The organism is Brevundimonas pondensis, assembly GCF_017487345.1.
Taxonomy (GTDB): Bacteria; Pseudomonadota; Alphaproteobacteria; order Caulobacterales; family Caulobacteraceae; genus Brevundimonas; species Brevundimonas pondensis.
This window is the reverse complement of record NZ_CP062006.1, coordinates 2,011,575-2,031,949: the sequence shown is the minus strand read 5'-3', so window position 1 is coordinate 2,031,949 and position 20,375 is coordinate 2,011,575. Positions and strand designations below refer to the sequence as shown.

Below are 20,375 nucleotides of genomic sequence, written 5' to 3'. Positions count from 1 at the left end.
GCAACGGAATCCTAACCGGGGAAGGGCAGAGTGATCTCATGCAACGACGCGCCCTGATCCAGGCTGGAGCCCTTCTGACCGCCTCTGCGGCGGCTGGAGGCGTGCAGGCTGGCGAGAAGGCCGCACCGGCTGCGGCGGTCGTCAACATGACCGGGGTCGGCCTGCCGATCATTACGGAAGGGCGGGTGCGGAACTACGTCTTCATCGTGTTGAAGCTGCACCTTGGGGCTGGTCACACGGTCGAGGCGGTGCGGGCCAAGGAGGCCTGGCTGCGTGACGCCCTGGTCCGGGCCGGGCATCGCACGCCATTCGTCTTGCCCGATACCTGGGTGGCGTTGGATACAGCAGCCCTGAGCGCCAGCCTGATCCGTTCGGCTGCGACCCTGGTCGGGCGCGGCGCCGTGACCCGTGTCGAGGTCGTCAGCCAGACCCCGCGCCGCCGCACGGGGATGCAGGGCGTCTGAAGCGCAGCTTGAGAAACCGCTGTTGCTTCACGTCGTCGCATTTGCCACTGTTAAGCCGCAATTCCCGGGGGACGTGAGGTTGCGTCCGTAGGCGCACGGGGGGACCGGAAGGCGGTGAGAGGCGCAAAGCCCGCCCGCGCCAAGGATCCGTGTGCTTGTTGCACAAGGGCTTGGAAACGCCATGACGAACTATCTATGGCTGGTCATCGCGGCCGGCGCGCTGGGGGTGCTTTACGGCGCCGTCCAGACCGCCGCCCTGATGAAGGCCGGCACTGGTAACGACAGGATGCGAGAGATCGCAGCGGCGATTCAGGAAGGGGCTTCGGCCTATCTGAAGCGTCAGTACACAACGATTGGTATGGTGGGGGTCGTGATCTTGGTCGCGGCCTTTTTGCTTATCGGGCCCTGGGCTGCGCTCGGGTTCCTGATCGGGGCGGTGCTGTCGGGCGCGGCCGGGTTCGCCGGGATGCTGATCTCGGTGCGGGCCAATGTGCGCACGGCCCAGGCGGCCTCTGAAAGCCTGTCCAAGGGGCTGGACCTGGCGTTCCGCTCGGGGGCCATCACCGGCATGTTCGTGGCGGGCGGCGCGCTTCTGGGCGTGTCGGGCTACTACGCCTTCATGACCCAGGGCATGGGCTTCGAGCCCACCAGCCGCACGGTCGTTGACGGCTTGGTGGCTTTGGGCTTCGGCGCCTCGCTGATCTCCATCTTCGCGCGACTGGGCGGCGGCATCTTCACCAAGGGCGCCGACGTGGGCGGCGACATGGTAGGCAAGGTTGAGGCCGGCATCCCCGAGGATGATCCCCGCAACGCCGCCACCATCGCCGACAACGTGGGCGACAACGTCGGCGACTGCGCCGGTATGGCCGCCGACCTGTTCGAGACCTATGCGGTCACGACCGTGGCCACCATGGTCCTGGCGGCCATCTTCTTCCGCAACCAGCCCTATGTCGAAGTGATGATGCTGCTGCCGCTGGCGATCTGCGGCATCTGCATCGTGACCTCGATCATCGGCTCCTTCTTCGTCCGGCTGGGCAAGAGCGGCAACATCATGGGAGCTCTCTATCAGGGGCTGATCGTGACGGGCGTCCTGTCTGTGGGGGCGGTCTGGTGGGTGATCACCTCCCTGCTGCCCGGCGCGGTCGAGACATCCGGCGGGCTGCTGATCCAGCCGATGAACCTGTTCTGGGCCGGTGTCGTCGGCCTGCTGGTCACGGCGGCCATCGTGGTCATCACCGAGTTCTACACCGGCACGGGCTTCCGTCCGGTCAAGTCGGTGGCCAACGCCTCGGTCTCGGGGCACGGCACCAACGTGATCCAGGGTCTGGCCGTGTCGCTGGAATCCACGGCGCTTCCGGCTCTGACCATCATCGTCGGCATCGTTGCGGCCTTCCAGCTGGCGGGCCTGTTCGGCATCGCCATCGCCACCACGACCATGCTGGGCGTGGCGGGGATGATCGTGGCCCTGGACGCCTTTGGTCCGGTCACCGACAACGCGGGCGGCATCGCCGAGATGGCGGGGCTGCCGCCGGAAGTGCGCGTCTCGACCGACGCCCTGGACGCCGTGGGCAACACCACCAAGGCCGTGACCAAGGGCTACGCCATCGGTTCGGCAGGCCTGGGCGCTCTGGTCCTTTTCGCCGCCTATGTGGAAGACCTGAAGCATTTCTCGGCCGAGGCGACGCCCGGCAGCTTCTTCCACGGGATGGGTGCGGTCGCGTTTGACCTGTCCAACCCCTACGTCGTCGTGGGCCTGTTGTTCGGGGGGCTGCTGCCCTTCCTGTTCGGCGGCATGTCGATGACGGCGGTGGGGCGCGCGGCCGAGGCCGTCGTGGCCGAGGTCCGTCGACAGTTCCGCGAGAACCCCGGCATCATGACCTTCCAGACCAAGCCGGAATACGGCAAGGCCGTGGACATCCTGACCAGCGCGGCCATCCGCGAGATGATCGTGCCCAGCCTGTTGCCGGTGCTGTCGCCGATCGTCCTGTTCCTGGTGGTGCTGTTCATTCAGCCGGACAAGGCCAACGCCTTCGCCGCCCTGGGAGCCATGCTGATGGGCGTGATCGTGACCGGCCTGTTCGTGGCCATCTCGATGACCTCGGGCGGCGGCGCCTGGGACAACGCCAAGAAGCTGATCGAGGAAGGCTTCACCGACAAGAATGGCGTGGTCCACGGCAAGGGTTCGGAGGCCCACAAGGCCGCCGTCACCGGCGACACTGTGGGTGATCCCTACAAGGACACTTCTGGTCCGGCGGTGAACCCGATGATCAAGATCACCAATATCGTGGCGCTTCTGCTGCTGGCGGTATTGGCCAGCGGGAAGATCGTCTGACGAAAAAGGCCCCGGGGATTGCTCCCCGGGGCCTGATTCTTCTTCGGTAGAAAACCTAGTCCGGGCGGCGCTGACCGGGGACGTTGTCCTCGGTGCGGGGCAGTTGGCCCTGACCGACGGTGCCCAGCAGCTGCTCCATGATCGACAGCTGGCGACCGCGAGTCGGCGTCTCGCGGCGCTCCATGGCGACCTGACGCCCATCCTCAAGACCCAGGGTGCGCACGGCGGCGACCTTGCCGTCGGCCTTGTCGAATGTGATTTCGGTGATGGTCCGTTGCGACACCTGCGCCTTGTTGTAGGTGTAGCGCTCGGTCGTCTGGGTCAGGTAGTACCAGACGTTCTCGGGTTCGAAGGTCGAGGTGGTCGAGGGCGAGCCCAGACGCGCCAGAACGGTTTCGCGAGTGTCCGTGCCCGCCACCACGTCCTGGGGTTTGGCGTCGATAGCCTGGAACCCCTGGGTGGCGACAGTAGGCGCACAGGCGCCGGCAGCGGCGGCCAGCACAACGGCGGCGAAGATCGGTGTAATTCGGGGCATCAGCGTCCGCCTCAGCATAACAAGGTCTTTGACCTAACCGGCGCTGCGTCCTAGTGCAACGGCGCGGCGAAAAAGGGGCTGCTGATCATGCTAAGAAATCTCTTCCGACAACGGCCCGATGAACGCCAGGGTGACGCCCTGTATGCCCTTGCGGTCGAACAGGCTCGCCAACCGGCCTTTTATACGTCGCTGGGCGTGGCTGATCGGATCGACGCGCGGTTCGAGCTCTACACCTTGCACGTGCTGATTCTGTTCCTGCGACTCAAGCAGGACGGCGAGCGCGGCGAGGTCGCGGCCCAGAAGCTGTTCGACGTCTACATCTCATCGCTGGACCACACCCTGCGTGAACTGGGCGTAGGCGATGTTTCGGTCGGCAAGAAGATGCGCAAGCTGGGCGAGTCCCTGTATGGTCGCATGAGCGCCTATGAAGGCCCGCTGCGCGCCGAGGATGTGGACGCCCTGGCCGCCGCCTTGGCCAAGAATGTCTATGAGAGCGCTGACGCAGCGACCGGACTGGCGCTGGCGCGTTACGCTGTGGCCGCGCGTCAGAACCTCGCGCAACAATCATTTGAAGCCGTGTCCAGGGCTCCGGCCTGGGCGGAGATCGCCGCATGACCGACCTGCCTACCTTGCCCTTCAGCGAGCCGCTGCGCCTGCATCAGATCGGTGCGGGCCTGGAGCGCCGCCTGACGCCGGACGCCGACGCACGCAAGCGTATCGCCCGAGCCCTGGACCTGCAGTCGCTCGACGCCTTCGAAGCCGACATCAACCTGATGCCTACGGTTTCGGGTTGGCGGATGGAGGGACGTGTCATCGCCGATGCGGTCCAGACCTGTGGTCTGACGCTGGAGCCGCTGCCGGTCCATGTTGATCGCAGGTTCTCGGTGCAGATGGTCGAAGCGACCGAGCGCGAGGGCGAGGAAGACGAAGGTGAAATCGACCTGGAACTGGACGACGATTCGCCAGATCAGATCGAAGACGGTCGCCTGGATCTGGGTCAGTACGCCGTCGAACAGCTGGCGCTGAGCCTGGACCCGTTCCCGCGCAAGCCGGGCGCCGTGTTCGAGCAGCCCAAGGAACCTGGCGAAATCTCGCCTTTCGCAGTGCTGAAGACCCTGCGTCCCAAGGACGGCGCCGACGAAGGTTGACCTGACGTCGGGCTGGTTGCATCCCATGGGTGCGACATTTGCGTCCTGCATCCCTATATGAAGCCGCGACAAGACGGCGACGGAGTCCATTTCCACTTGGCATCCCCAACACTGATCTCGCTTGACGCCATGGGGGGAGACCACGGTCCCTCGGTCGTGGTCGGCGGCGTGAAGGACTATCTCTTGCGGCATGACGGCGAGGGTCTGCGTTTCGTGCTGCACGGCGACGAGGCTGCGATTCGCGCCGAGATGACGCGCTGCGGTCTGACCGACGCCGTCTGCGACGTGCGCCACACGGACAAGGTCGTGGCCATGGACGAAAAGCCGGCCCAGGCCATGCGCCGGGGCAAGGGCTCCAGCCTGTGGAACGCCATCGAGGCGGTGAAGACGGGCGAAGCGGCGGCGGCGGTGTCGGCCGGCAATACCGGCGCCCTGATGGCCATTTCCAAGCTGATCCTGCGCATGGCGGCGCCGGGACTGGAGCGCCCGGCCATCGTCGCCAGCTGGCCGACAACGCGCGGTTACACTGCAGTTCTGGATGTGGGCGCCAATATCGGCAGCGACGCCAAGCAACTGATCGAGTTCGCCATCATGGGCGAGGCCTTTCAGGCGGCGGTCCACGGCGTGGCCAAGCCCACCGTCGGCCTGCTGAACGTCGGCTCCGAGGACATGAAGGGCCATGACGAGGTGCGCGAGGCCCACGCCATCCTGCGCGAAGGCGGCATTCCGCTGAACTATCACGGCTTCGTCGAGGGCGACGACATCGCCAAGGGCACAGTGGACGTGATTGTCACCGACGGCTTCACCGGCAATATCGCCCTGAAGACCGCCGAGGGCACGGCGCGGTTTATTTCGGGGCTGTTGAAAGAAGCTCTGACCTCGGGCCCGATCGCCAAGCTGGGCGCCCTGATCGCCATGCCGGCGCTGAAGCGCATGGCCGCCAGGATCGACCCCAACGCCATCAACGGCGGGCCTCTGCTGGGGCTGAACGGAATCGTCGTGAAGAGCCACGGCGGCGCCACGCCCCAGGGTTATGGAAACGCCATCCGCATCGCCGTCGATCTGGCGCGCAGCGACTACATGGCCAAGGTCGGGGCCAACCTGGGACGGCTCGCCGCCCTGGAACAGCCCGCGCCCGTGGCCGAAACACTCGGGGAGACCCAACAGTGAGCGTCATCCGCAGCGCCGTGACCGGCGTCGGCTCCTTCCTGCCGGAAAAGGTCGTCACCAACGCTGACCTGGCCAAGTTCGTCGACACCTCGGACGAGTGGATCGTCGAGCGCACCGGCATCCGTCAGCGCCACCAGGCCCGTGATGACGAACCGACCAGTGATCTGGCCGTCGAGGCCGCGCGCCGCGCCCTGACCGACGCCGGCAAGACGGCGGCTGACGTCGATCTGATCATTGTCGCCACGACGACCCCGGACCAGACCTTCCCCGCCACCGCCGCCATCGTGCAGCGCAAGCTGGGCGCGCCGGTCGGCATCGCCTTCGACGTTCAGGCCGTCTGCTCGGGCTTCGTCTACGCCATGAGCGTGGCTGACGGCTTTGTTGCGCGCGGCATGGCGAAATGCGCTCTGGTCATCGGCGCAGAGGAGATGACCCGCTTGATGGACTGGTCCGATCGGACCACCTGTGTCCTGTTCGGCGACGGCGCCGGCGCCTTTGTGCTGGAACCGCGAGAAGGGCAGGGGACCAAGGCCGACCAGGGCGTTCTGGGCTTCGCCCTGCGCTGTGACGGTTCCAAGGGCGACATGCTTTATGTCGACGGCGGCCCGGCCACGACCGGCACGGTCGGTCACTTGAAGATGCTGGGCAACCAGGTCTTCCGCCACGCCGTGGTGAATATTTCCGAGGCCATCGTCGGCGCGACCGAGGCGGCGGGCGTTGCGATCCCCGAAATCGACTGGTTCGTGCCGCACCAGGCCAACCAGCGCATCATTCGCGGGGTCGGCGAGCGCCTGGGGCTGGACGAAAACAAGGTTGTCTCGACCGTGGCTCTGCACGCCAACACCTCGGCGGCGTCCATTCCTCTGGCCATGGATACGGCCATGAAGGACGGGCGCATCAAGCGCGGGGACCTGGTGGTGATCGAGGCCATGGGCGGCGGTCTGACCTGGGGGGCGTGCGCCTTCCGTCTCTGATTTGCATTCAGGGCTTTGATTCGGGGCCACTTTGCCCTTCTATGCGTGCGGATTGACAGCGGAGAGACGCAGTGACGGGACAAGATACCCTGACCCGGGCGGATTTGTGCGAGGCGGTGCATGACGAGGTGGGGCTTTCCCGTCAGGAATGCTCCGGTCTGGTCGAGCGTACGCTCGAACTGGTGGTCGAATCGCTGGAGCGCGGCGAGACGGTGAAGCTGTCGGGCTTCGGCGTCTTTCAGGTGCGTGAAAAGCGCGCCCGGATGGGGCGCAATCCGAAGACCGGCGAACCGGCGGCGATCAACCCGCGTCGGGTCATCAGCTTCCGTGCCTCGCAGATCATGAAGAGCCGGGTCCACGACGCGGTCGTCGAGGACTAGTCTGACGTGGCCAAAAGCCCGAACGCCTTTCGCACCATCTCCGAGGCTGCTGACGAAGTCGGCGCGCCGCAGCACGTCCTGCGTTTCTGGGAGACGAAGTTCGACTTCATCGCCCCGGTCAAACGCGCCGGCGGTCGCCGTTTCTATCGCCCGGAGGACGTGGCGGTCCTGAAGGGCGTGCGGCGGCTGCTGCATGACGAGGGGCTGACGATTCGCGGTGTCCAGCGCCTGCACAAGGAGCAGGGCCTGGCCCGTCTGGCCGCCTATGGCGATCCGACGACCGTGCTGGAGATCGACGCCGACGTGGAGCGCGAACCCGTTGCTTCCGCCGTCGCTGCCCCGTTTGAAGCCGCCCGGCTGGGCGCTGTTCTGGCCGACCTGGAGTCGGCGAAGGCGCGTCTGGACGCCGTTCTGCGCCGCTGAGGCGAACTTGTTGTTCAAAGAGCGTTTTAGCGTTTGCGGACTGCGGAATCGCCGTCTATACGGAGCGCCTTCGGAGCGTGGCGCAGCCTGGTAGCGCACTTGACTGGGGGTCAAGGGGTCGCAGGTTCGAATCCTGTCGCTCCGACCATTCAACCCTTTGGGTTCATGGTTTTAAACGGGCGGTTTCGCTTTCTGCGGACCGCCCGTTTTGCTGTCTGCTATTCGAAGATATAGACACGGTCTCCGCCGGGCTTCTCCTTGGGGGTCATACCCAGTGAGATAAGAAAGGCTGCCGCCTTGCGGGCGTTTTCTGCGTCCAGTTCGTCTCCGGCGCGTGGCTTTTCCTCGATCAGAATAACCGGGCGGCAGCGACGGATCGTGTCTTCTGCTCCGCGAAGCGCCAGATATTCGGCGCCCTGAATGTCCAGCTTCATCAGGTTCACGCGGTCGAACTCGAAGCTATCCACGGTGCGAACCTCGACCGGCACCGCGCGGTTTCCAGTGGGCATTTCACGGGTCGGCGTAGCAACGCCGGGATGGTTGGCGATGAAGGAGCCGCCAGAGCCCTTGACCAATTGATGCATGATGAGTTCGCCAGGCTGGTCCGCGAGGGCGAAGGGCTGCACCACGACGTTTGACGGGACATTTCGCACCAGGCATTCGCGAATGCCGGGGATCGGCTCGAAACTGACGACTTCGTCAAACCGTGCCGCGAACGCGCGGGCGAAAATGCCGATGTTGCCGCCTATGTCGAGTGCGCGGCCCCAGTCCCGGACATAGTTGAAGGCAGCCTGGCGCCCCGGGGACTGATAGTCTGCGAGATCAGGCATCAGCCAGTGCTGTTCGCCGTCCGGCAGCCAGAAGTCTTCGTGTTTGAACAATGCCCCCTCCTTGTTCGTGAACTGGAGACACTAGAGGGCTATCCGTCGTGTGGCCATGGGCCAGAAAACCGCACTGGACGGTCTAGAGTCCGGGTTCGCGTTCGGCCCAGCGCAACAAGGGAATCAGGGGCAGGCCCCAGCCGATGCCGGCGACGGCGAAGAAGATCAGGTCCAGCCACCAGATGTCCGGCAGACGGTCGTTGATCGTCACCGCACCCCAGACCCAGAAGGCCAGAAACAGCACGACGCCGATGGCGGCGACGAAACGGCGGCTCCGGGCGCCCATCAGCGCTTGCTCCGGAACAGGAAGAAGGCGACCAGGCAGATGACGGCGGCGACCATCGACCAGACGACCCAGGTCCAGTCGTCCAGCGTGGCCACGGCGAAGACGCGAATGGCCAGGAAGGCCCCGCAACCTGCGCCCACGGCGGCGACCAGAATGGTCCCGCCCAGGCCGCGACGGCCCGTCAGCAGGTCGGCGATCCACGCCAGAACCAGAGCGCCGACGACGGCGATGGCGATATCCGCATATGGCGCCACGGGCGCTCCTTCAGGTTGGTGCGACGCCTTGGCGTCGAAAGCGACTCGATCTTGCCGCGCTGGGGGGGCATACCGCCCCGGTCGCCCGGTGGGTTTGGCGACAGTGTATCGGGGCGAACGGCAGGCGTCGAATGAACCGTTTTGTGAATCAGGATCGCAGCCGCGCGGTGGCGCTGTGGCTGTTCTTCAGCGCGGCCATGGTCTTCGCCATGGTGGTCATCGGCGGCGTGACGCGCCTGACGGGCTCGGGCCTGTCGATCACTGAGTGGAAGCCCATCATGGGCGCCATCCCGCCGCTGAACGCGGCCGAGTGGGCCGAAGCCTTCGAGAAATATAAAGCCATCCCGCAGTACGCTCAGGTCAACGCCGGCATGAGCCTGGGCGAGTTCCAGGGCATCTTCTGGTGGGAATGGCTGCACCGTCTGTTCGGGCGTCTGATCGGCGTGGTCTTCGCGGTTCCCTTTGTCGTCTTCCTGCTGATGCGGCGGATGCCCAGGCGTCTGATCGGGCGCTGCCTGATTCTGCTGGCGCTGGGCGGGCTTCAGGGCCTGATCGGCTGGTGGATGGTGTCCAGCGGCCTGTCGGAGCGCGTCGACGTGGCCCCCGAGCGGCTGGCGACCCACCTGGGCCTGGCCTTCCTGATCTTCGCGGGCCTGATCTGGACCGGGTTGGAAGCCTGGTCGGGGTCCGACCATTCGCGGTCGCCGCGCGGCTGGACCTGGGGCGCCGGGCTGCTGCTGGGCGCTATCTTCCTTCAGTGCCTGCTCGGCGGTCTGGTGGCCGGGGCCAAGGCGGGCTTTGTCTATACCGACTGGCCGATGATGAACGGGGCGGTCTTCCCGCCGGTTGAGTGGGGCAAGGGGGCGATCGCCTTCCTGCATGATCAGGGCCTGGTGCAGTTCAATCACCGCATCGGCGCCTATGTCCTGCTGGCGGCGGGCACGGCCTACGCCATCCATGCCTGGCGCTGGCGACTGGCCGAGGGTCTAGGCGTTTCGGCCTTCATGCTGGCGGGCTTGCTCTGGCTTCAGGCGGCGCTGGGCGTCGTGACGCTGATGCACGCCGTGCCGATCGCCCTCGGCGCCTTGCACCAGGCGGTCGCGGCTCTGGTGCTGGGCGCGGCGACGGTCAACCTGTGGTTGGTTCGCCGCTCGCGCCCGCGTCTGTTCATGAGCGGACCGCGTTCCACGGTCCTCTGATCGCGAAGGTCAGACCGGGGTACATGATGTTCACGAACAGGACGCTGCCGTCCGGCGAGAACACGGCCCCGGCGAACTCCGAGTTCCCGGTGAAGACGTTACGAGCGATGGTGTAGACGCGACCGTCGGGGGTCACGCCCTTGATGTGGTTGCGCACCTCGTCGGAATAATTGTCCTCGCAGACGATCAGGTGGCCCCAGGGCGCGATGCACAGGTTGTCGCCCATGTTCATGGTGCGTAGGTCGGTGCTTTCCACGAACAACTGGATTCGGCCCGGCGAGCGGGCCTCGTCCGCGCCGCCCTCGTCGGGCGAGGGGACGTAGCGCATGATCTGGCCCCGACGCAGCGGCCCGCCCGAGGTGGCGGTCAGATAGAGTTCATTGTCGCCCCAGAAGATGCCTTCGCCGCGCGCCACCTTCACGGCGCCCGCCGCGTGGCCGCGTTTGCGCAGGTCGTCCTTGGGCGACTCCACGTCGTCCAGATCGATCCATTCGACCTCGCGCCAGTCGTTGACGGACCAGACGCGGGCGTCGTGGTTGGCGCTGTCGGCGCCTGGTTGGCCCTTGAAGGCCATGGCCTGCAGTCGTCCGCCACGCGCCAGCTGGCCTGGAACCGTGGGGATGAAGCGGTAGAAGAGGCCGTCGCCCTGATCCTCGGTCAGATAGGCGATGCCGGTGCGCGGGTCGATGCAGACGGCCTCGTGGTCGAAGCGGCCCATGGCCTTCAGCGGCACAGGGTCGACCAGGCCGGTCGCGTCGGCGGGCACCTCGAAGACCCAGCCGTGAGCCTTGGCCACATCGGCGTCGGCGGGCGTCTCGACCGTTTCCTCGCAGGTCAGCCAACTGCCCCAGGGGGTGTGGCCGCCGCAGCAGTTGGTCGAGGTGCCGGCCAGCGACAGGTGCTGACGCACCGTTTTGCGGGTTTCGAGATCATAGATCAGGGTCGTCGTGCCGCCAGGCAGGGGGCGACCATCCTTGTAGGTGTCGTAGGCTTTCGACGCGTCCAGCAGGCCGAGGCGTTCATGATGGAAGCCGCCGGGGCCCATGTTGCGGTGAAGCGCCCGCCCGCCCTTCAGTTCGTGGTTGCGCACCAGGGCGACCGTGGTGGGGCTCAGCGCGAAACAGCCCATGCCGTCGGGCTGGCCGGGGACCAGCAGGCCGTCGTCCATCGTCTCGCCGCTCTGGGAGATGACCTGATAGGTGAAGCCCTCGGGTAGATCGAGCAGGCCGTTGGGGTCGGCCTTCAGCGGGCCATAGCCCTCGACCTGATTGACGTAGGTCTCCTCGCCAGCGCCCAGATCGCGTCCTTGGGCGTGGACGTTTCGGGCGAAGCCGGCAAAGGCGAAGGCGGCGGCTCCGGTCGAGATCAGCTGGCGGCGTTGCAGGCGCATGAGGGACTCCGTTTGAAGGGCGAGCTTAGACCGCGTGCGGACGACAGGGGCGATACGAAGCTGTGACGGTTGCGTGGCTGCGACGATTTGGACGGATGACGATTCTTCCTGCCCTCCATGGGGAAGGGGGCCGCGTCAGCGACCGGGGAGGAGGGCGTGGCGATACGAAGGTGGCGCGCCTTGCAATCTGGATCCCGGCCTTCGCCAGGATGAGCGAGGTAGATGTGTTGGGTATTTTAATACCGTTTATAATAAATCGTTTTAAATCAATATTTTGATATAAATCCTGGTCGCGAACCGGTGTTGACCTGCTGTGGATGACCCTCTATCAGCACGCCTTCCGCTCATCCCTGCTTCGGGGTGGGCCGCACCGTTCGTCTTTAGGACCCTCAATATGCTGAAGAGCACTACGGCTTCGATGAAGCCGGCAGAGGTCGAAAAGAAGTGGATTCACATCGACGCCGAAGGCGTCGTGGTGGGCCGCCTCGCGACCTTCATCGCCAACCGTCTGCGCGGCAAGCACCTGCCGACCTACACCCCGCACGTTGACATGGGCGACTACGTCGTCGTCACCAACGTCGACAAGGTGGTGTTCACCGGCAAGAAGAACACCGACAAGATCTACTATCGCCACACCGGTCACCCGGGCGGCGTCAAGCAGACGACCCCGGAGAAGGTCCTGGGCGGTCGCTTCCCCGAGCGCGTGCTCGAGAAGGCCGTCGAGCGCATGCTGCCGAAGGAAAGCCCGCTGGCTCGCAAGCAGATGACGCACCTGCGCCTGTTCGCCGGCGCTGCGCACGACCACGAAGCCCAACAGCCGCAGACCATCGACTTCAAGTCGATGTCGGCCAAGAACACCCGGAGCGTCTGAGCATGACCGACGTGACTGCTGAAGCCACCGGCTTCGACGCCCTGAAGGGCCTGACCGCCTCGGTCGAGAACGACGCTCCGGTCTATGTCCAGAAGCTGGACGCCCAGGGCCGCGCCTACTCGACCGGCAAGCGCAAGAACGCGATCGCTCGCGTCTGGGTCAAGCCGGGCACCGGCAAGATCACCATCAACGGCAAGGACCAGGAAGTTTACTTCGCTCGTCCCGTGCTGCGCATGATGATCGCTCAACCGCTGACCGTTTCGGACCGCGCCACGCAATACGACGTGATCTGCACCGTCGAAGGTTCGGGTCTGTCGGGTCAAGCCGGCGCCATCCGTCACGGCCTGTCGCACGCTCTGACTCACTTTGAGCCGGAACTGCGCAAGGTCCTGAAGCCGCACGGCTTCCTGACCCGCGACAGCCGCGTCGTCGAGCGTAAGAAGTACGGCCGCGCCAAGGCACGCCGCAGCTTCCAGTTCTCGAAGCGCTAACTCGCGACCGCGAGTGGGAATACAAGGGCGCTTCGGGGAAACCCGGAGCGCCTTTTTTCTGTCTGAACTTGGGGCGAGAGCAGTGGCATGACCCACACCATCTTCATCGACGGCGAGGCCGGCACCACGGGGCTGGAAATCCGCGAGCGTCTGGAGGCGCGCAAGGATCTGGAGCTGACCCTGCTGGGCGAGCGTCGGCGCGACGTCGCGGCGCGGCGCGAGGCGCTGAACAGCGCGGACGCGGTGATCCTGTGCCTGCCCGATGATGCGGCGAAGGAAGCCGTGTCGATGATCGAGAACCCGAGCGTGCGGGTGATCGACGCCTCGACGGCGTTCCGGGTCGATCCGGCCTGGACCTATGGCTTCGCCGAGATGGATGCGGGTCAGCGCGCGGCCATCGCCGCCTCGACGCGGGTGTCGAACCCGGGCTGCTATCCGACGGGCTTCATCGGTCTGATGCGGCCGCTGGTGAGGGCAGGGCTGGTCCCGGCCAGCCATCCGGTCACCGTCAATGCGGTGTCGGGCTATTCCGGCGGCGGCAAGGCCATGATAGCCGAGTTTGAAGCTGAAGGCGCGTCGACTGCCTATCGCGCCTATGGCCTGACGCTGAAGCACAAGCATGTGCCGGAGATGACCCTGCATACGGGCCTGACGCTGCCCGTCCTGTTTGCGCCCGCCGTGGGCAATTACCGTCAGGGAATGCTGGTCGAGGTTCCGCTGCACCTGTCGGCCCTGCCTGAGACGCCCTCGGTCGAACGGCTGCACGGCGCCTTGCTTGAGGCCTATGACGGTCAGCGTTTCGTCGAGGTCGCCGATCTGGACGAGACCGAGGCGATGACGGGCATCGAGCCGGAAGCCCTGAACGGCACCAACCGGATGCGTCTGCACGTCTTTGGCGATCGCGGTGGCGAGCAGGCGCGTCTGGTCGCCATGCTCGACAACCTGGGCAAGGGCGCGTCGGGCGCGGCGGTTCAGAACCTGAACATCATGCTGGGCCTGGACGAGGCGACGGGCCTGGTCTGACGCAGACGTCGGGCGGCTCAGCCCGCCTGACGCGCCCGCAGGGCTGACTGCACCGTCACGCCGAACCAGACGGCGCCGATGATGACCAGCAGGCCGTAGTCATGGCCGGGGAAGAAGACTGGAGCGGCGGCGGCGAAGATCAGCACCAGCGGGAAGAGGCTGGCCCAGACGGCCGTCGAGGCGGTTTCGGCGTGGATCATCGGCGGGCGCTGAACGCCGGCGCGCCTGGCCATCACGCCGTTGAAGACAACGAACAGAACCGTGCAGACAACGGCCAGCAGGACATATTTCAAGGTGTTGCCGGGTTCGCCGAACAGGCTGGCGGTGGCGACCAGAAGGGCGAGCGGGACGGCGGTGGCCAGGGCCAGCAGCAGGTTGGGTTCGATACGCTTCAAGACTTCACTTTCACATAGGCGCCGGGCGCAGGCTCGATGGGCTTCAGCGGGCCGGTCTTCGGGTCGCGGGCGGCGATCTGGTCGCCCGATTTTTCATGTAGCCAGGCGGCCCAGTGAGTCCACCAGCTGCCGGGCTGCTGTTCAGCCCCGGCTTGCCATTCCTCGAGCGTCTCGGGAAGGGCGGGGTTGGTCCAGTGCTGGTATTTGTTGGCGGCAGGCGGGTTGATCACCCCGGCGATGTGGCCCGATCCGGCCAGGGTATAGGTCACCGGACCCCCGAACAGACGCGCCGAGCGATAGACCGAGTTGCGGGGTGCGATGTGGTCTTCGCGGCTGGCCAGGAAGTAGAGCGGGGTCTGAACGGTGGACAGGTCGATGCGTCGGCCGTCGATCTCGAACTGGCCCCTGGCCAAGGCGTTCTGGCCGTACATGCGGCGCAGGTATTCGAGGTGCAGGCGCTTGGGCATTCGCGTCTGGTCGGCGTTCCAGAACAGCAGGTCGAAGGCCGGCGGCGCCTTGCCCATCAGATAGTTGGACACGAAGAAGGACCAGATCAGGTCGTTGGCGCGCAGGGCGTTGAAGGTGTCGGCCATGGCGGCGCCGGGCAGGACCCCGCCGGCGGCGTCCATCTGCTGCTCGATCTCGGCCAGCCAGTGCTCGTCGGTGAACAGCAGCAGGTCGCCGGCCTCGGCGAAGTCGTGCTGGGCGGCGAAGAATGTGGCCGAGGCGACGCGCTTGTCCTTGTTCGCGGCCATGTGGGCCAGAGCCGCGCCCAGCAGAGTGCCGCCGATGCAATAGCCGACGGCGTTCAGTTGCTTCTGACCGGTCTGCTCCAGCGTCTTTTCGATGGCGCGATAGACGCCCTTGTTCAGATATTCGTCGAAGCCGAACTCGGCCTTGTCCTGGTCCGGATTGACCCAGGAGCAGACGAAGACGGTGAAGCCCTGGGCCGACAGCCAGCGGATCAGCGAGTTCGCCGGCTGCAGGTCCATGATGTAGAACTTGTTGATCCACGGCGGGAAGATCAGCAGCGGAATGGCGCGTTGCGTGTCGGTCGCGGCGTCGAACTGGATCAGTTCGAACAATTCGTCGCGCCAGACCACCTGACCGGGGGCGGTGGCGACGTTCTCGCCGACCTTGAACTGACCATAGTCGGCCTGGCTGATCTTCAGCTTGCCGTTTCCGCGTTCCAGATCGGCGGCGAAGTTTTGCATTCCCTTGACCAGGGACTCGCCGCCGGTTTCAGCCAGGGCCTTTAGGGCCGCAGGGTTGGAGGCGAGGAAGTTGGACGGCGAGAAGGCGTCGGTGAGCAGTCTGGTGAAGAACTCTGCACGGCGCTTCACCTGGGGATCGACGTCGTCAACGCTGGACACCAGACCGTTCATCCAGTCGGAGGTGACCAGATAGGACTGGCGCATGACGTCGAAGACGGGGTTCTCGCTCCAGGCAGGGTCGCGGAAGCGCTTGTCGGTCGAGGGGGCTGGGGCGACCTCTTCGCCCATGGCGCGGCGGGCGGTCGAGGACCACAGGTCCATGTAGCGGCCGAACAGGTCGGCCTGGGCCTGGAACAGCTTTTCGGGGCGGGCGGCCAGACTGGTCATGATCGAGGTCATGGCCGGGGCCACGTTGAACGGGTCGGGCGACAGGGCGGCGGGGCGGTCGGCCTGGCTCAGGGCCGCCTCGGCGATGGCGGACTGGGCTGTCATGGCCGCCTTGGCCAGGTTCAGCGACAGGGTTTCCAGCAACTGCCGTTGATCAGCGCCGAAGGCGAAGGGATCGGCGGCCTCGGGCTGAGGCGGCGGGGGTGTTTGCGGCTGCGCGACGGTTTCGGCGGGCGATTCGGGTGGCGTCGCGGCCTTCCTGGCGCGAGGTTTGGCCGAGGTCGGACGACCTGACTTGCGCGGGGCCGCCGCGGCGGGCAGCGGGGCAGGGGGAGCCTTGGTCGGGCGTTTGGCCATGGGCGAACCTCCGGAACGGGCGCGCGTCGGGTCGCGAGCCTTCCTCCGGGCGCGATGATGGCATATGACCGGGGGTGAGATGAACGTGTTCCTGTCGAAAAAGACGATCCTGCCGGCGATGACCGGTCTGCTGTTGCTGACGGGCGGCTGCGTGGGGTCGTTCGACCCGCAGACGGACGCCACATCGCCGCTGGCGCCGCGTATTCAGGAACTGGTGGACGCCAAGCGCGAGTACCCGCGCTGGGCCGATTTTCCGGCCACGCCGACTGACGTGCCGCCGCCGGTCCAGGTGGCGGCGAACGTCAATGCGCTGAGCGCCGACAGCGGCGCATTGGCGACCCAGGTGGCGGGTATCGACTGGACCCTGGGCAGTGATCCGTCGGCCTTCGTCGAATCGATCAATCGCCGCTTTGATCCCGCGCGCATGGCCCCCATCGGCGCCCAGACGCCGGACGAGGTCGAGGCCTTCGCCGAGGCTCTGCGTCGCCGCGCCGCCGCGCCCGCGCCGATCGACCGCCCGCGCCCCTAACGAAGGCCCTGTCGCGCACCCAAGTCGTCGGGGCGACAGAATCCCGGAATGATGGCCGGGCTGACAAGGATTCCTCATGGCTGACGGTGGAAACAGTCCCGCCTTCCTCGACGTCTCGCGCTCGCTGTCGGGCCGCGCCTGGCGGCAGCGCCCGGCCGAGGCCGGGACGATCCGCGCCCATATGCAGGCCCTGAATCTGGACGAGCCGATGGCTCGCGCCCTGGCGGCGCGCGCTGTGGCGGCGGATCAGGGCGAAAACTTCCTGAGGCCGACGCTGCGGGCCCTGTTCCCCGATCCCTCCAGCTTCATGGACATGGACACGGCGGCGACCGCCATCATCGACGCCCTGCAGGCGGGCAGCAGCATCCACGTCTTCGCCGACTATGATGTGGACGGCGCCTCCAGCGCGGCCCTGCTGGTGCGCTGGTTCAGGACCTTGGGCGCGGAGCTGCCCATCTATGTGCCGGATCGTCTGACTGAGGGTTACGGCCCCAGCGCGCGGGCCTTTGACACGCTGAAGGCGCGCGGCGCCGATCTGGTCATCACTGTCGATTGCGGGGCGGCGGCCAATGAGGCGGTGGCCCACGCCGCCGCGATCGGCCTGAAGGTCGTGGTCATCGATCATCACATGATGCGCGAGGAGCCGCCGGCCTGTCTGGCCGTGGTCAATCCGAACCGGCCCGGCTGTAACTCGGGGCAGGGCAATTTGGCGGCGGCGGGGGTGGTCTTCGTCTTGCTGGCGGCGCTGAACCGCGAGGCGCGGGCGAGGGGCCTGTTCGAGGGCAAGGCAGAGCCGGACATCCGCCAGTGGCTGGATCTGGCCGCCATGGGCGCGATCTGCGACGTGACCGGCCTGACCGGCTTCAACCGGGCCCTGACCAGCCTGGGCCTGAAGGTCATGTCGGACTGGAAAAATCCGGGGCTGAAGGCCCTGCTGGCCGCCGCCGGGGCGGAGCCAGGACCGGCCAAGTCCAACCACGCGGGCTTCATCCTGGGGCCGCGCATCAATGCCGGGGGGCGGATCGGCAAGTCGGATCTGGGGGCGCGCCTGCTGTCCACCGACGATCCCGACGAGGCCAGGATGCTGGCGCAGGAACTGGATGGGCTGAACATCGCCCGGCGCGAGGTCGAGGCCCAGGTGACGGAGCAGGCCGTGCGCCGCGTCGAGGCGACGGGCGCGCACGCGGACGAGTCGGCCCTGGTCGTGGTCTCGGGCGAGGACTGGCACCCCGGCGTGGTCGGCATCGTGGCGGGACGGCTGCGCGAACGCTGGAGGAAGCCGGTCATCGTCATCGGCGTCGACGCCGTCAACGGCGTGGGCAAGGGGTCGGGCCGGTCGCAGCCGGGCATGAATCTGGGGCGCGCCGTGCAGGCGGCCTGGAACGAGGGCGTGCTGATCGCCGGGGGCGGGCACGCTATGGCGGCTGGCCTGACGGTGGCGGCCGACCGCATCGACGAGTTGCGGGCCTTCCTCAATGAGCGCCTGTCGGGCGAGCGGGCCGAGGCCGTGGCCCAGGACTGGGTCGAGGTGGACGCCCTGATCGATCCGCGCGCGGCGACGCGCGACCTGTTCGAGGCCTTTGAGCAGTTGGCGCCCTATGGCCCGGCCAACCCCGAGCCCCTGTTCGCCCTGCAAGGGGTGCAGGCGCGCGAGCCGGTCGCCATGAACGGCGGTCATGTGCGGTGCCGTCTGGTTGGGCCGGACGGGGCGTCGGTGCGGGCCATCGCCTGGCGCTGCGCTGACCTGCCCGGCGGCAAGGCGCTGCTGGAGGGGCAGGGCGGGTTGAACCTGGTCGGGCGGCTGAAAGCCGATGACTGGAACGGTCGTCGCGGGGTGCAGTTCGAGATCGAGGACGTGGCTGACCCGCGCATGGCCTGAGGTTTTGGCGTTGCCGAGCGCAGGTCTTTGAAAAAGTCGCACAAACTGCGCAGCAACCGCTTGCAAGCGGCGGAATCGGCGGCTATTACCCCGGTCCTCCGCGCAGCGGTCCCTTCGTCTATCGGTTAGGACGTCAGGTTTTCAACCTGAAAAGAGGGGTTCGACTCCCCTAGGGACTGCCACGCGGAGCCATTCTTTCCCTGACATCGACAGCCTGCATCCGCCTCGTCAGGGCGGCGCTTCGCCGTGTGCTGCGCTGTTGCGAAGTCTTTGTTCGGAAAGTTGAAAAACAGACTTGCATCGTCCGAGGGCGGGGGGTATCAGACCGCTCCTCCGCGCAGCGGTCCCTTCGTCTATCGGTTAGGACGTCAGGTTTTCAACCTGAAAAGAGGGGTTCGACTCCCCTAGGGACTGCCACGCGGAGTTTTCCCCCTACTGATATGTTGGCCGGCGCGTAGCTGGTTTCGCGCGCGGATCATCGCGCCACGCAGGGCTTAAAACCGTCATTTTTGTTTTTCCGCAGTTCACAGAACCGTGTTAATCATAGTCTCTGCACGCTTTGCAGGCGGGGGTTTGTGAGTTGTCGGACTACGACGAGATTGAAGCGCCGGATGTCGTTCTGATCGCCGGCCGGGTGAAATGGTTCGATCCGGGCAAGGGCTACGGCTTTATTGTCCCTGACGAGCCGGACATGACCGAGCTCAAGGATGTGCTGTTGCACGTCAGCAGCCTGCGTGACGGCGGGCATGAGGCCGCCGCGGAGGGGGCCGCCATCACCTGTGAGTGCGCGCGCCGTCCAAAAGGCTGGCAGGTTGTGCGCGTCATTGATCTGGGCGAAGGGGTGCCGGTTTCCGTGCGTCGTGACTCGCCGCGCGCGCCATCTCCGCGCACCGCCTTCAGCATGCCCACAGACGGTCCGCTGGAGGCCGCGGTCGTCAAATGGTTCAATCGTACCAAGGGCTATGGTTTCGTGGTGCGCGACGGTGCGGCGGGCGATATCTTCGTCCATGTTGAAACGCTGCGCCGTTGCGGGCTGGATGATCTGATTCCGGGCGAAACGGTACAGGTGCGGTTCGCCGATGGGCCCAAGGGCATGGTGGTGGCCGAGATCAGGCCGGGCGAGTAGGTTTCGCCCTTGTTGAGGGGCGAAGGCCATGGAGTTCTCACGTCGCGTGCTGCTGGGGGCGGTTCTGCTCGTCGCGGGCCTGGAGTCTGGCTGCGCCAAGGAGGGTCCGGTTGACGCTGCAGGGCGGCCGCTGGAGTCGCTGAGCATCGTCACGGCTTCGGGTGAGCACAGGTTCCTGGTCGAGATCGCCGATGACGACGCCGAACGCGAGCGTGGGCTGATGTATCGTCCGCCGCTTGAGGACGACCGGGGCATGCTGTTTCAGTTTCCGGCGGCGCGCGAGCAGAGCTTCTGGATGAAGAACACCCCCAGTTCGCTGGACATCATCTACATTGATCCGCAGGGACGGATTGTCTCGATCGCCAGCCACGCCACGCCCTATTCGGAGACGCCCCTGCCGTCCAACGGCGCCGCCAATGGCGTACTGGAACTACGCGCCGGCCGCGCGGGCGAGATCGGCGCCGAACCCGGTGACCAGATTCGCCACAGCTTCTTTCGCCCCTAGGGGAGATTAAGCCCTTCAATGCGTTGCGGTGCGCCGCCGCCCGTGCCAATAGGGCGCTCCATCGGTTCGGGGTGTAGCGCAGCCTGGTAGCGCATCTGGTTTGGGACCAGAGGGTCGGAGGTTCGAATCCTCTCGCCCCGACCATGGATTTAGCTGTCGTCG

Annotated in this window: 23 protein-coding genes and 4 tRNA genes; 20 read left to right on the top strand and 7 right to left on the bottom strand. The window is 66.2% G+C overall.

Going from position 1 to position 20,375, the window contains the following annotated elements; all coding sequences use genetic code 11:
- Positions 1–38: 38 nt before the first annotated feature.
- Positions 39–464: a hypothetical protein gene (locus IFE19_RS10180; protein WP_207821981.1), complete on the top strand. Its 426-nt coding sequence runs from the start codon at positions 39–41 to the stop codon at positions 462–464.
- A 181-nt stretch (positions 465–645) separates the two neighbouring features.
- Positions 646–2,796: a sodium-translocating pyrophosphatase gene (locus IFE19_RS10175; protein ID WP_207821979.1), complete on the top strand. Its 2,151-nt coding sequence runs from the start codon at positions 646–648 to the stop codon at positions 2,794–2,796.
- A gap of 55 nt (positions 2,797–2,851) precedes the next feature.
- Here IFE19_RS10175 and bamE read toward each other — a convergent pair whose 3' ends face one another.
- The gene (gene bamE, locus IFE19_RS10170; RefSeq protein ID WP_207821977.1) at positions 2,852–3,331 is read right to left on the bottom strand and encodes an outer membrane protein assembly factor BamE domain-containing protein; all 480 of its coding nucleotides are present in this window, start codon (positions 3,329–3,331) and stop codon (positions 2,852–2,854) included.
- An 87-nt stretch (positions 3,332–3,418) separates the two neighbouring features.
- On the opposite strand from bamE, the gene IFE19_RS10165 reads away from it, so the two are divergent.
- The 7 genes from IFE19_RS10165 to IFE19_RS10135 all read left to right on the top strand — a co-directional run bounded on the left by IFE19_RS10165 (position 3,419) and on the right by IFE19_RS10135 (position 7,574).
- Positions 3,419–3,946, top strand: a complete 528-nt coding sequence (locus IFE19_RS10165; RefSeq protein WP_207821975.1) for a ubiquinol-cytochrome C chaperone family protein — start codon at positions 3,419–3,421, stop codon at positions 3,944–3,946.
- On the top strand, positions 3,943–4,479 hold the full coding sequence (locus IFE19_RS10160) for a YceD family protein (protein WP_207821973.1): 537 nt from the start codon (positions 3,943–3,945) through the stop codon (positions 4,477–4,479). The genes IFE19_RS10165 and IFE19_RS10160 overlap by 4 nt, the downstream gene beginning before the upstream one ends.
- Before the next feature lie 129 nt (positions 4,480–4,608).
- Entirely contained in the window at positions 4,609–5,649 is a 1,041-nt protein-coding gene (plsX, locus tag IFE19_RS10155) for a phosphate acyltransferase PlsX (protein ID WP_213086734.1), read from the top strand.
- A complete protein-coding gene (locus IFE19_RS10150) occupies positions 5,646–6,623 on the top strand; it encodes a beta-ketoacyl-ACP synthase III (RefSeq protein WP_207821970.1) in 978 nt (325 codons plus the stop codon). The genes plsX and IFE19_RS10150 overlap by 4 nt, the downstream gene beginning before the upstream one ends.
- A gap of 71 nt (positions 6,624–6,694) precedes the next feature.
- Positions 6,695–7,003 carry an integration host factor subunit alpha gene (locus IFE19_RS10145; RefSeq protein ID WP_207821967.1) on the top strand — a complete coding sequence of 103 codons (309 nt, stop codon included), beginning with the start codon at positions 6,695–6,697 and terminating at the stop codon, positions 7,001–7,003.
- A 6-nt stretch (positions 7,004–7,009) separates the two neighbouring features.
- Positions 7,010–7,426, top strand: coding sequence for a MerR family transcriptional regulator (locus IFE19_RS10140; RefSeq protein WP_207821965.1), 417 nt, complete (start codon positions 7,010–7,012; stop codon positions 7,424–7,426).
- 71 nt (positions 7,427–7,497) lie between these two features.
- Positions 7,498–7,574: transfer RNA gene (locus tag IFE19_RS10135), tRNA-Pro, on the top strand.
- A gap of 70 nt (positions 7,575–7,644) precedes the next feature.
- Here IFE19_RS10135 and IFE19_RS10130 read toward each other — a convergent pair.
- From IFE19_RS10130 to IFE19_RS10120, 3 genes are all read right to left on the bottom strand, one after another.
- Positions 7,645–8,307 (bottom strand): FkbM family methyltransferase, encoded by a 663-nt coding sequence (locus IFE19_RS10130; RefSeq protein ID WP_207821963.1) that lies wholly within the window; start codon positions 8,305–8,307, stop codon positions 7,645–7,647.
- Between the two features lie 82 nt (positions 8,308–8,389).
- A complete protein-coding gene (locus IFE19_RS10125; RefSeq protein WP_207821961.1) occupies positions 8,390–8,593 on the bottom strand; it encodes a DUF2842 domain-containing protein in 204 nt (67 codons plus the stop codon).
- On the bottom strand, positions 8,593–8,847 hold the full coding sequence (locus IFE19_RS10120) for a transglycosylase (RefSeq protein ID WP_207821960.1): 255 nt from the start codon (positions 8,845–8,847) through the stop codon (positions 8,593–8,595). The genes IFE19_RS10125 and IFE19_RS10120 overlap by 1 nt, the downstream gene beginning before the upstream one ends.
- 131 nt (positions 8,848–8,978) lie before the next feature.
- Here IFE19_RS10120 and IFE19_RS10115 point away from each other — a divergent pair, with 131 nt between their 5' ends.
- Positions 8,979–10,046, top strand: coding sequence for a COX15/CtaA family protein (locus IFE19_RS10115; RefSeq protein ID WP_207821958.1), 1,068 nt, complete (start codon positions 8,979–8,981; stop codon positions 10,044–10,046).
- On the opposite strand, the gene IFE19_RS10110 is transcribed toward IFE19_RS10115, so the two are convergent.
- Positions 10,015–11,436: an alkaline phosphatase PhoX gene (locus IFE19_RS10110; RefSeq protein WP_207821956.1), complete on the bottom strand. Its 1,422-nt coding sequence runs from the start codon at positions 11,434–11,436 to the stop codon at positions 10,015–10,017. The two genes, IFE19_RS10115 and IFE19_RS10110, sit on opposite strands and share 32 nt — an antisense overlap.
- Positions 11,437–11,830: 394 nt before the next feature.
- Here IFE19_RS10110 and rplM point away from each other — a divergent pair, with 394 nt between their 5' ends.
- From rplM to argC, 3 genes are all read left to right on the top strand, one after another.
- A complete protein-coding gene (rplM, locus tag IFE19_RS10105) occupies positions 11,831–12,307 on the top strand; it encodes a 50S ribosomal protein L13 (RefSeq protein WP_207821954.1) in 477 nt (158 codons plus the stop codon).
- Between the two features lie 2 nt (positions 12,308–12,309).
- A complete protein-coding gene (gene rpsI / locus IFE19_RS10100) occupies positions 12,310–12,798 on the top strand; it encodes a 30S ribosomal protein S9 (protein WP_207821952.1) in 489 nt (162 codons plus the stop codon).
- Between the two features lie 87 nt (positions 12,799–12,885).
- On the top strand, positions 12,886–13,821 hold the full coding sequence (gene argC / locus IFE19_RS10095) for an N-acetyl-gamma-glutamyl-phosphate reductase (RefSeq protein ID WP_207821948.1): 936 nt from the start codon (positions 12,886–12,888) through the stop codon (positions 13,819–13,821).
- A gap of 17 nt (positions 13,822–13,838) precedes the next feature.
- On the opposite strand, the gene IFE19_RS10090 is transcribed toward argC, so the two are convergent.
- Together IFE19_RS10090 and phaC are read right to left on the bottom strand one after the other, a co-directional pair.
- Positions 13,839–14,216, bottom strand: a complete 378-nt coding sequence (locus tag IFE19_RS10090; protein ID WP_207821946.1) for a hypothetical protein — start codon at positions 14,214–14,216, stop codon at positions 13,839–13,841.
- Positions 14,213–16,174 carry a class I poly(R)-hydroxyalkanoic acid synthase gene (gene phaC / locus IFE19_RS10085; protein ID WP_207821944.1) on the bottom strand — a complete coding sequence of 654 codons (1,962 nt, stop codon included), beginning with the start codon at positions 16,172–16,174 and terminating at the stop codon, positions 14,213–14,215. The genes IFE19_RS10090 and phaC overlap by 4 nt, the downstream gene beginning before the upstream one ends.
- Positions 16,175–16,253: 79 nt before the next feature.
- On the opposite strand from phaC, the gene IFE19_RS10080 reads away from it, so the two are divergent.
- The 7 genes from IFE19_RS10080 to IFE19_RS10050 all read left to right on the top strand — a co-directional run bounded on the left by IFE19_RS10080 (position 16,254) and on the right by IFE19_RS10050 (position 20,357).
- Positions 16,254–16,703, top strand: coding sequence for a hypothetical protein (locus IFE19_RS10080; protein ID WP_225910236.1), 450 nt, complete (start codon positions 16,254–16,256; stop codon positions 16,701–16,703).
- A 76-nt stretch (positions 16,704–16,779) separates the two neighbouring features.
- A complete protein-coding gene (recJ, locus tag IFE19_RS10075; protein WP_207821940.1) occupies positions 16,780–18,582 on the top strand; it encodes a single-stranded-DNA-specific exonuclease RecJ in 1,803 nt (600 codons plus the stop codon).
- 107 nt (positions 18,583–18,689) lie between these two features.
- Positions 18,690–18,764 (top strand) — tRNA-Glu (locus IFE19_RS10070).
- A gap of 160 nt (positions 18,765–18,924) precedes the next feature.
- Positions 18,925–18,999 (top strand) — tRNA-Glu (locus IFE19_RS10065).
- A gap of 163 nt (positions 19,000–19,162) precedes the next feature.
- Entirely contained in the window at positions 19,163–19,708 is a 546-nt protein-coding gene (locus IFE19_RS10060; protein ID WP_225910235.1) for a cold-shock protein, read from the top strand.
- A gap of 28 nt (positions 19,709–19,736) precedes the next feature.
- The gene (locus IFE19_RS10055; RefSeq protein WP_207821938.1) at positions 19,737–20,213 is read left to right on the top strand and encodes a DUF192 domain-containing protein; all 477 of its coding nucleotides are present in this window, start codon (positions 19,737–19,739) and stop codon (positions 20,211–20,213) included.
- A 67-nt stretch (positions 20,214–20,280) separates the two neighbouring features.
- Positions 20,281–20,357, top strand: a tRNA-Pro gene (locus IFE19_RS10050).
- Positions 20,358–20,375: the final 18 nt, after the last annotated feature.

Coding starts and splice junctions, on each gene's coding strand:
- argC (WP_207821948.1), top strand. CDS start 12,886: ATGACCCACACCATCTTCATCGACGGCGAGGCCGGCACCACGGGGCTG.
- bamE (WP_207821977.1), bottom strand. CDS start 3,331: ATGCCCCGAATTACACCGATCTTCGCCGCCGTTGTGCTGGCCGCCGCT.
- IFE19_RS10165 (WP_207821975.1), top strand. CDS start 3,419: ATGCTAAGAAATCTCTTCCGACAACGGCCCGATGAACGCCAGGGTGAC.
- phaC (WP_207821944.1), bottom strand. CDS start 16,174: ATGGCCAAACGCCCGACCAAGGCTCCCCCTGCCCCGCTGCCCGCCGCG.
- IFE19_RS10180 (WP_207821981.1), top strand. CDS start 39: ATGCAACGACGCGCCCTGATCCAGGCTGGAGCCCTTCTGACCGCCTCT.
- IFE19_RS10175 (WP_207821979.1), top strand. CDS start 646: ATGACGAACTATCTATGGCTGGTCATCGCGGCCGGCGCGCTGGGGGTG.
- IFE19_RS10115 (WP_207821958.1), top strand. CDS start 8,979: ATGAACCGTTTTGTGAATCAGGATCGCAGCCGCGCGGTGGCGCTGTGG.
- recJ (WP_207821940.1), top strand. CDS start 16,780: ATGGCTGACGGTGGAAACAGTCCCGCCTTCCTCGACGTCTCGCGCTCG.
- IFE19_RS10055 (WP_207821938.1), top strand. CDS start 19,737: ATGGAGTTCTCACGTCGCGTGCTGCTGGGGGCGGTTCTGCTCGTCGCG.
- rpsI (WP_207821952.1), top strand. CDS start 12,310: ATGACCGACGTGACTGCTGAAGCCACCGGCTTCGACGCCCTGAAGGGC.
- IFE19_RS10160 (WP_207821973.1), top strand. CDS start 3,943: ATGACCGACCTGCCTACCTTGCCCTTCAGCGAGCCGCTGCGCCTGCAT.
- IFE19_RS10110 (WP_207821956.1), bottom strand. CDS start 11,436: ATGCGCCTGCAACGCCGCCAGCTGATCTCGACCGGAGCCGCCGCCTTC.
- IFE19_RS10125 (WP_207821961.1), bottom strand. CDS start 8,593: ATGGGCGCCCGGAGCCGCCGTTTCGTCGCCGCCATCGGCGTCGTGCTG.
- plsX (WP_213086734.1), top strand. CDS start 4,609: ATGGGGGGAGACCACGGTCCCTCGGTCGTGGTCGGCGGCGTGAAGGAC.
- IFE19_RS10080 (WP_225910236.1), top strand. CDS start 16,254: ATGAACGTGTTCCTGTCGAAAAAGACGATCCTGCCGGCGATGACCGGT.
- rplM (WP_207821954.1), top strand. CDS start 11,831: ATGCTGAAGAGCACTACGGCTTCGATGAAGCCGGCAGAGGTCGAAAAG.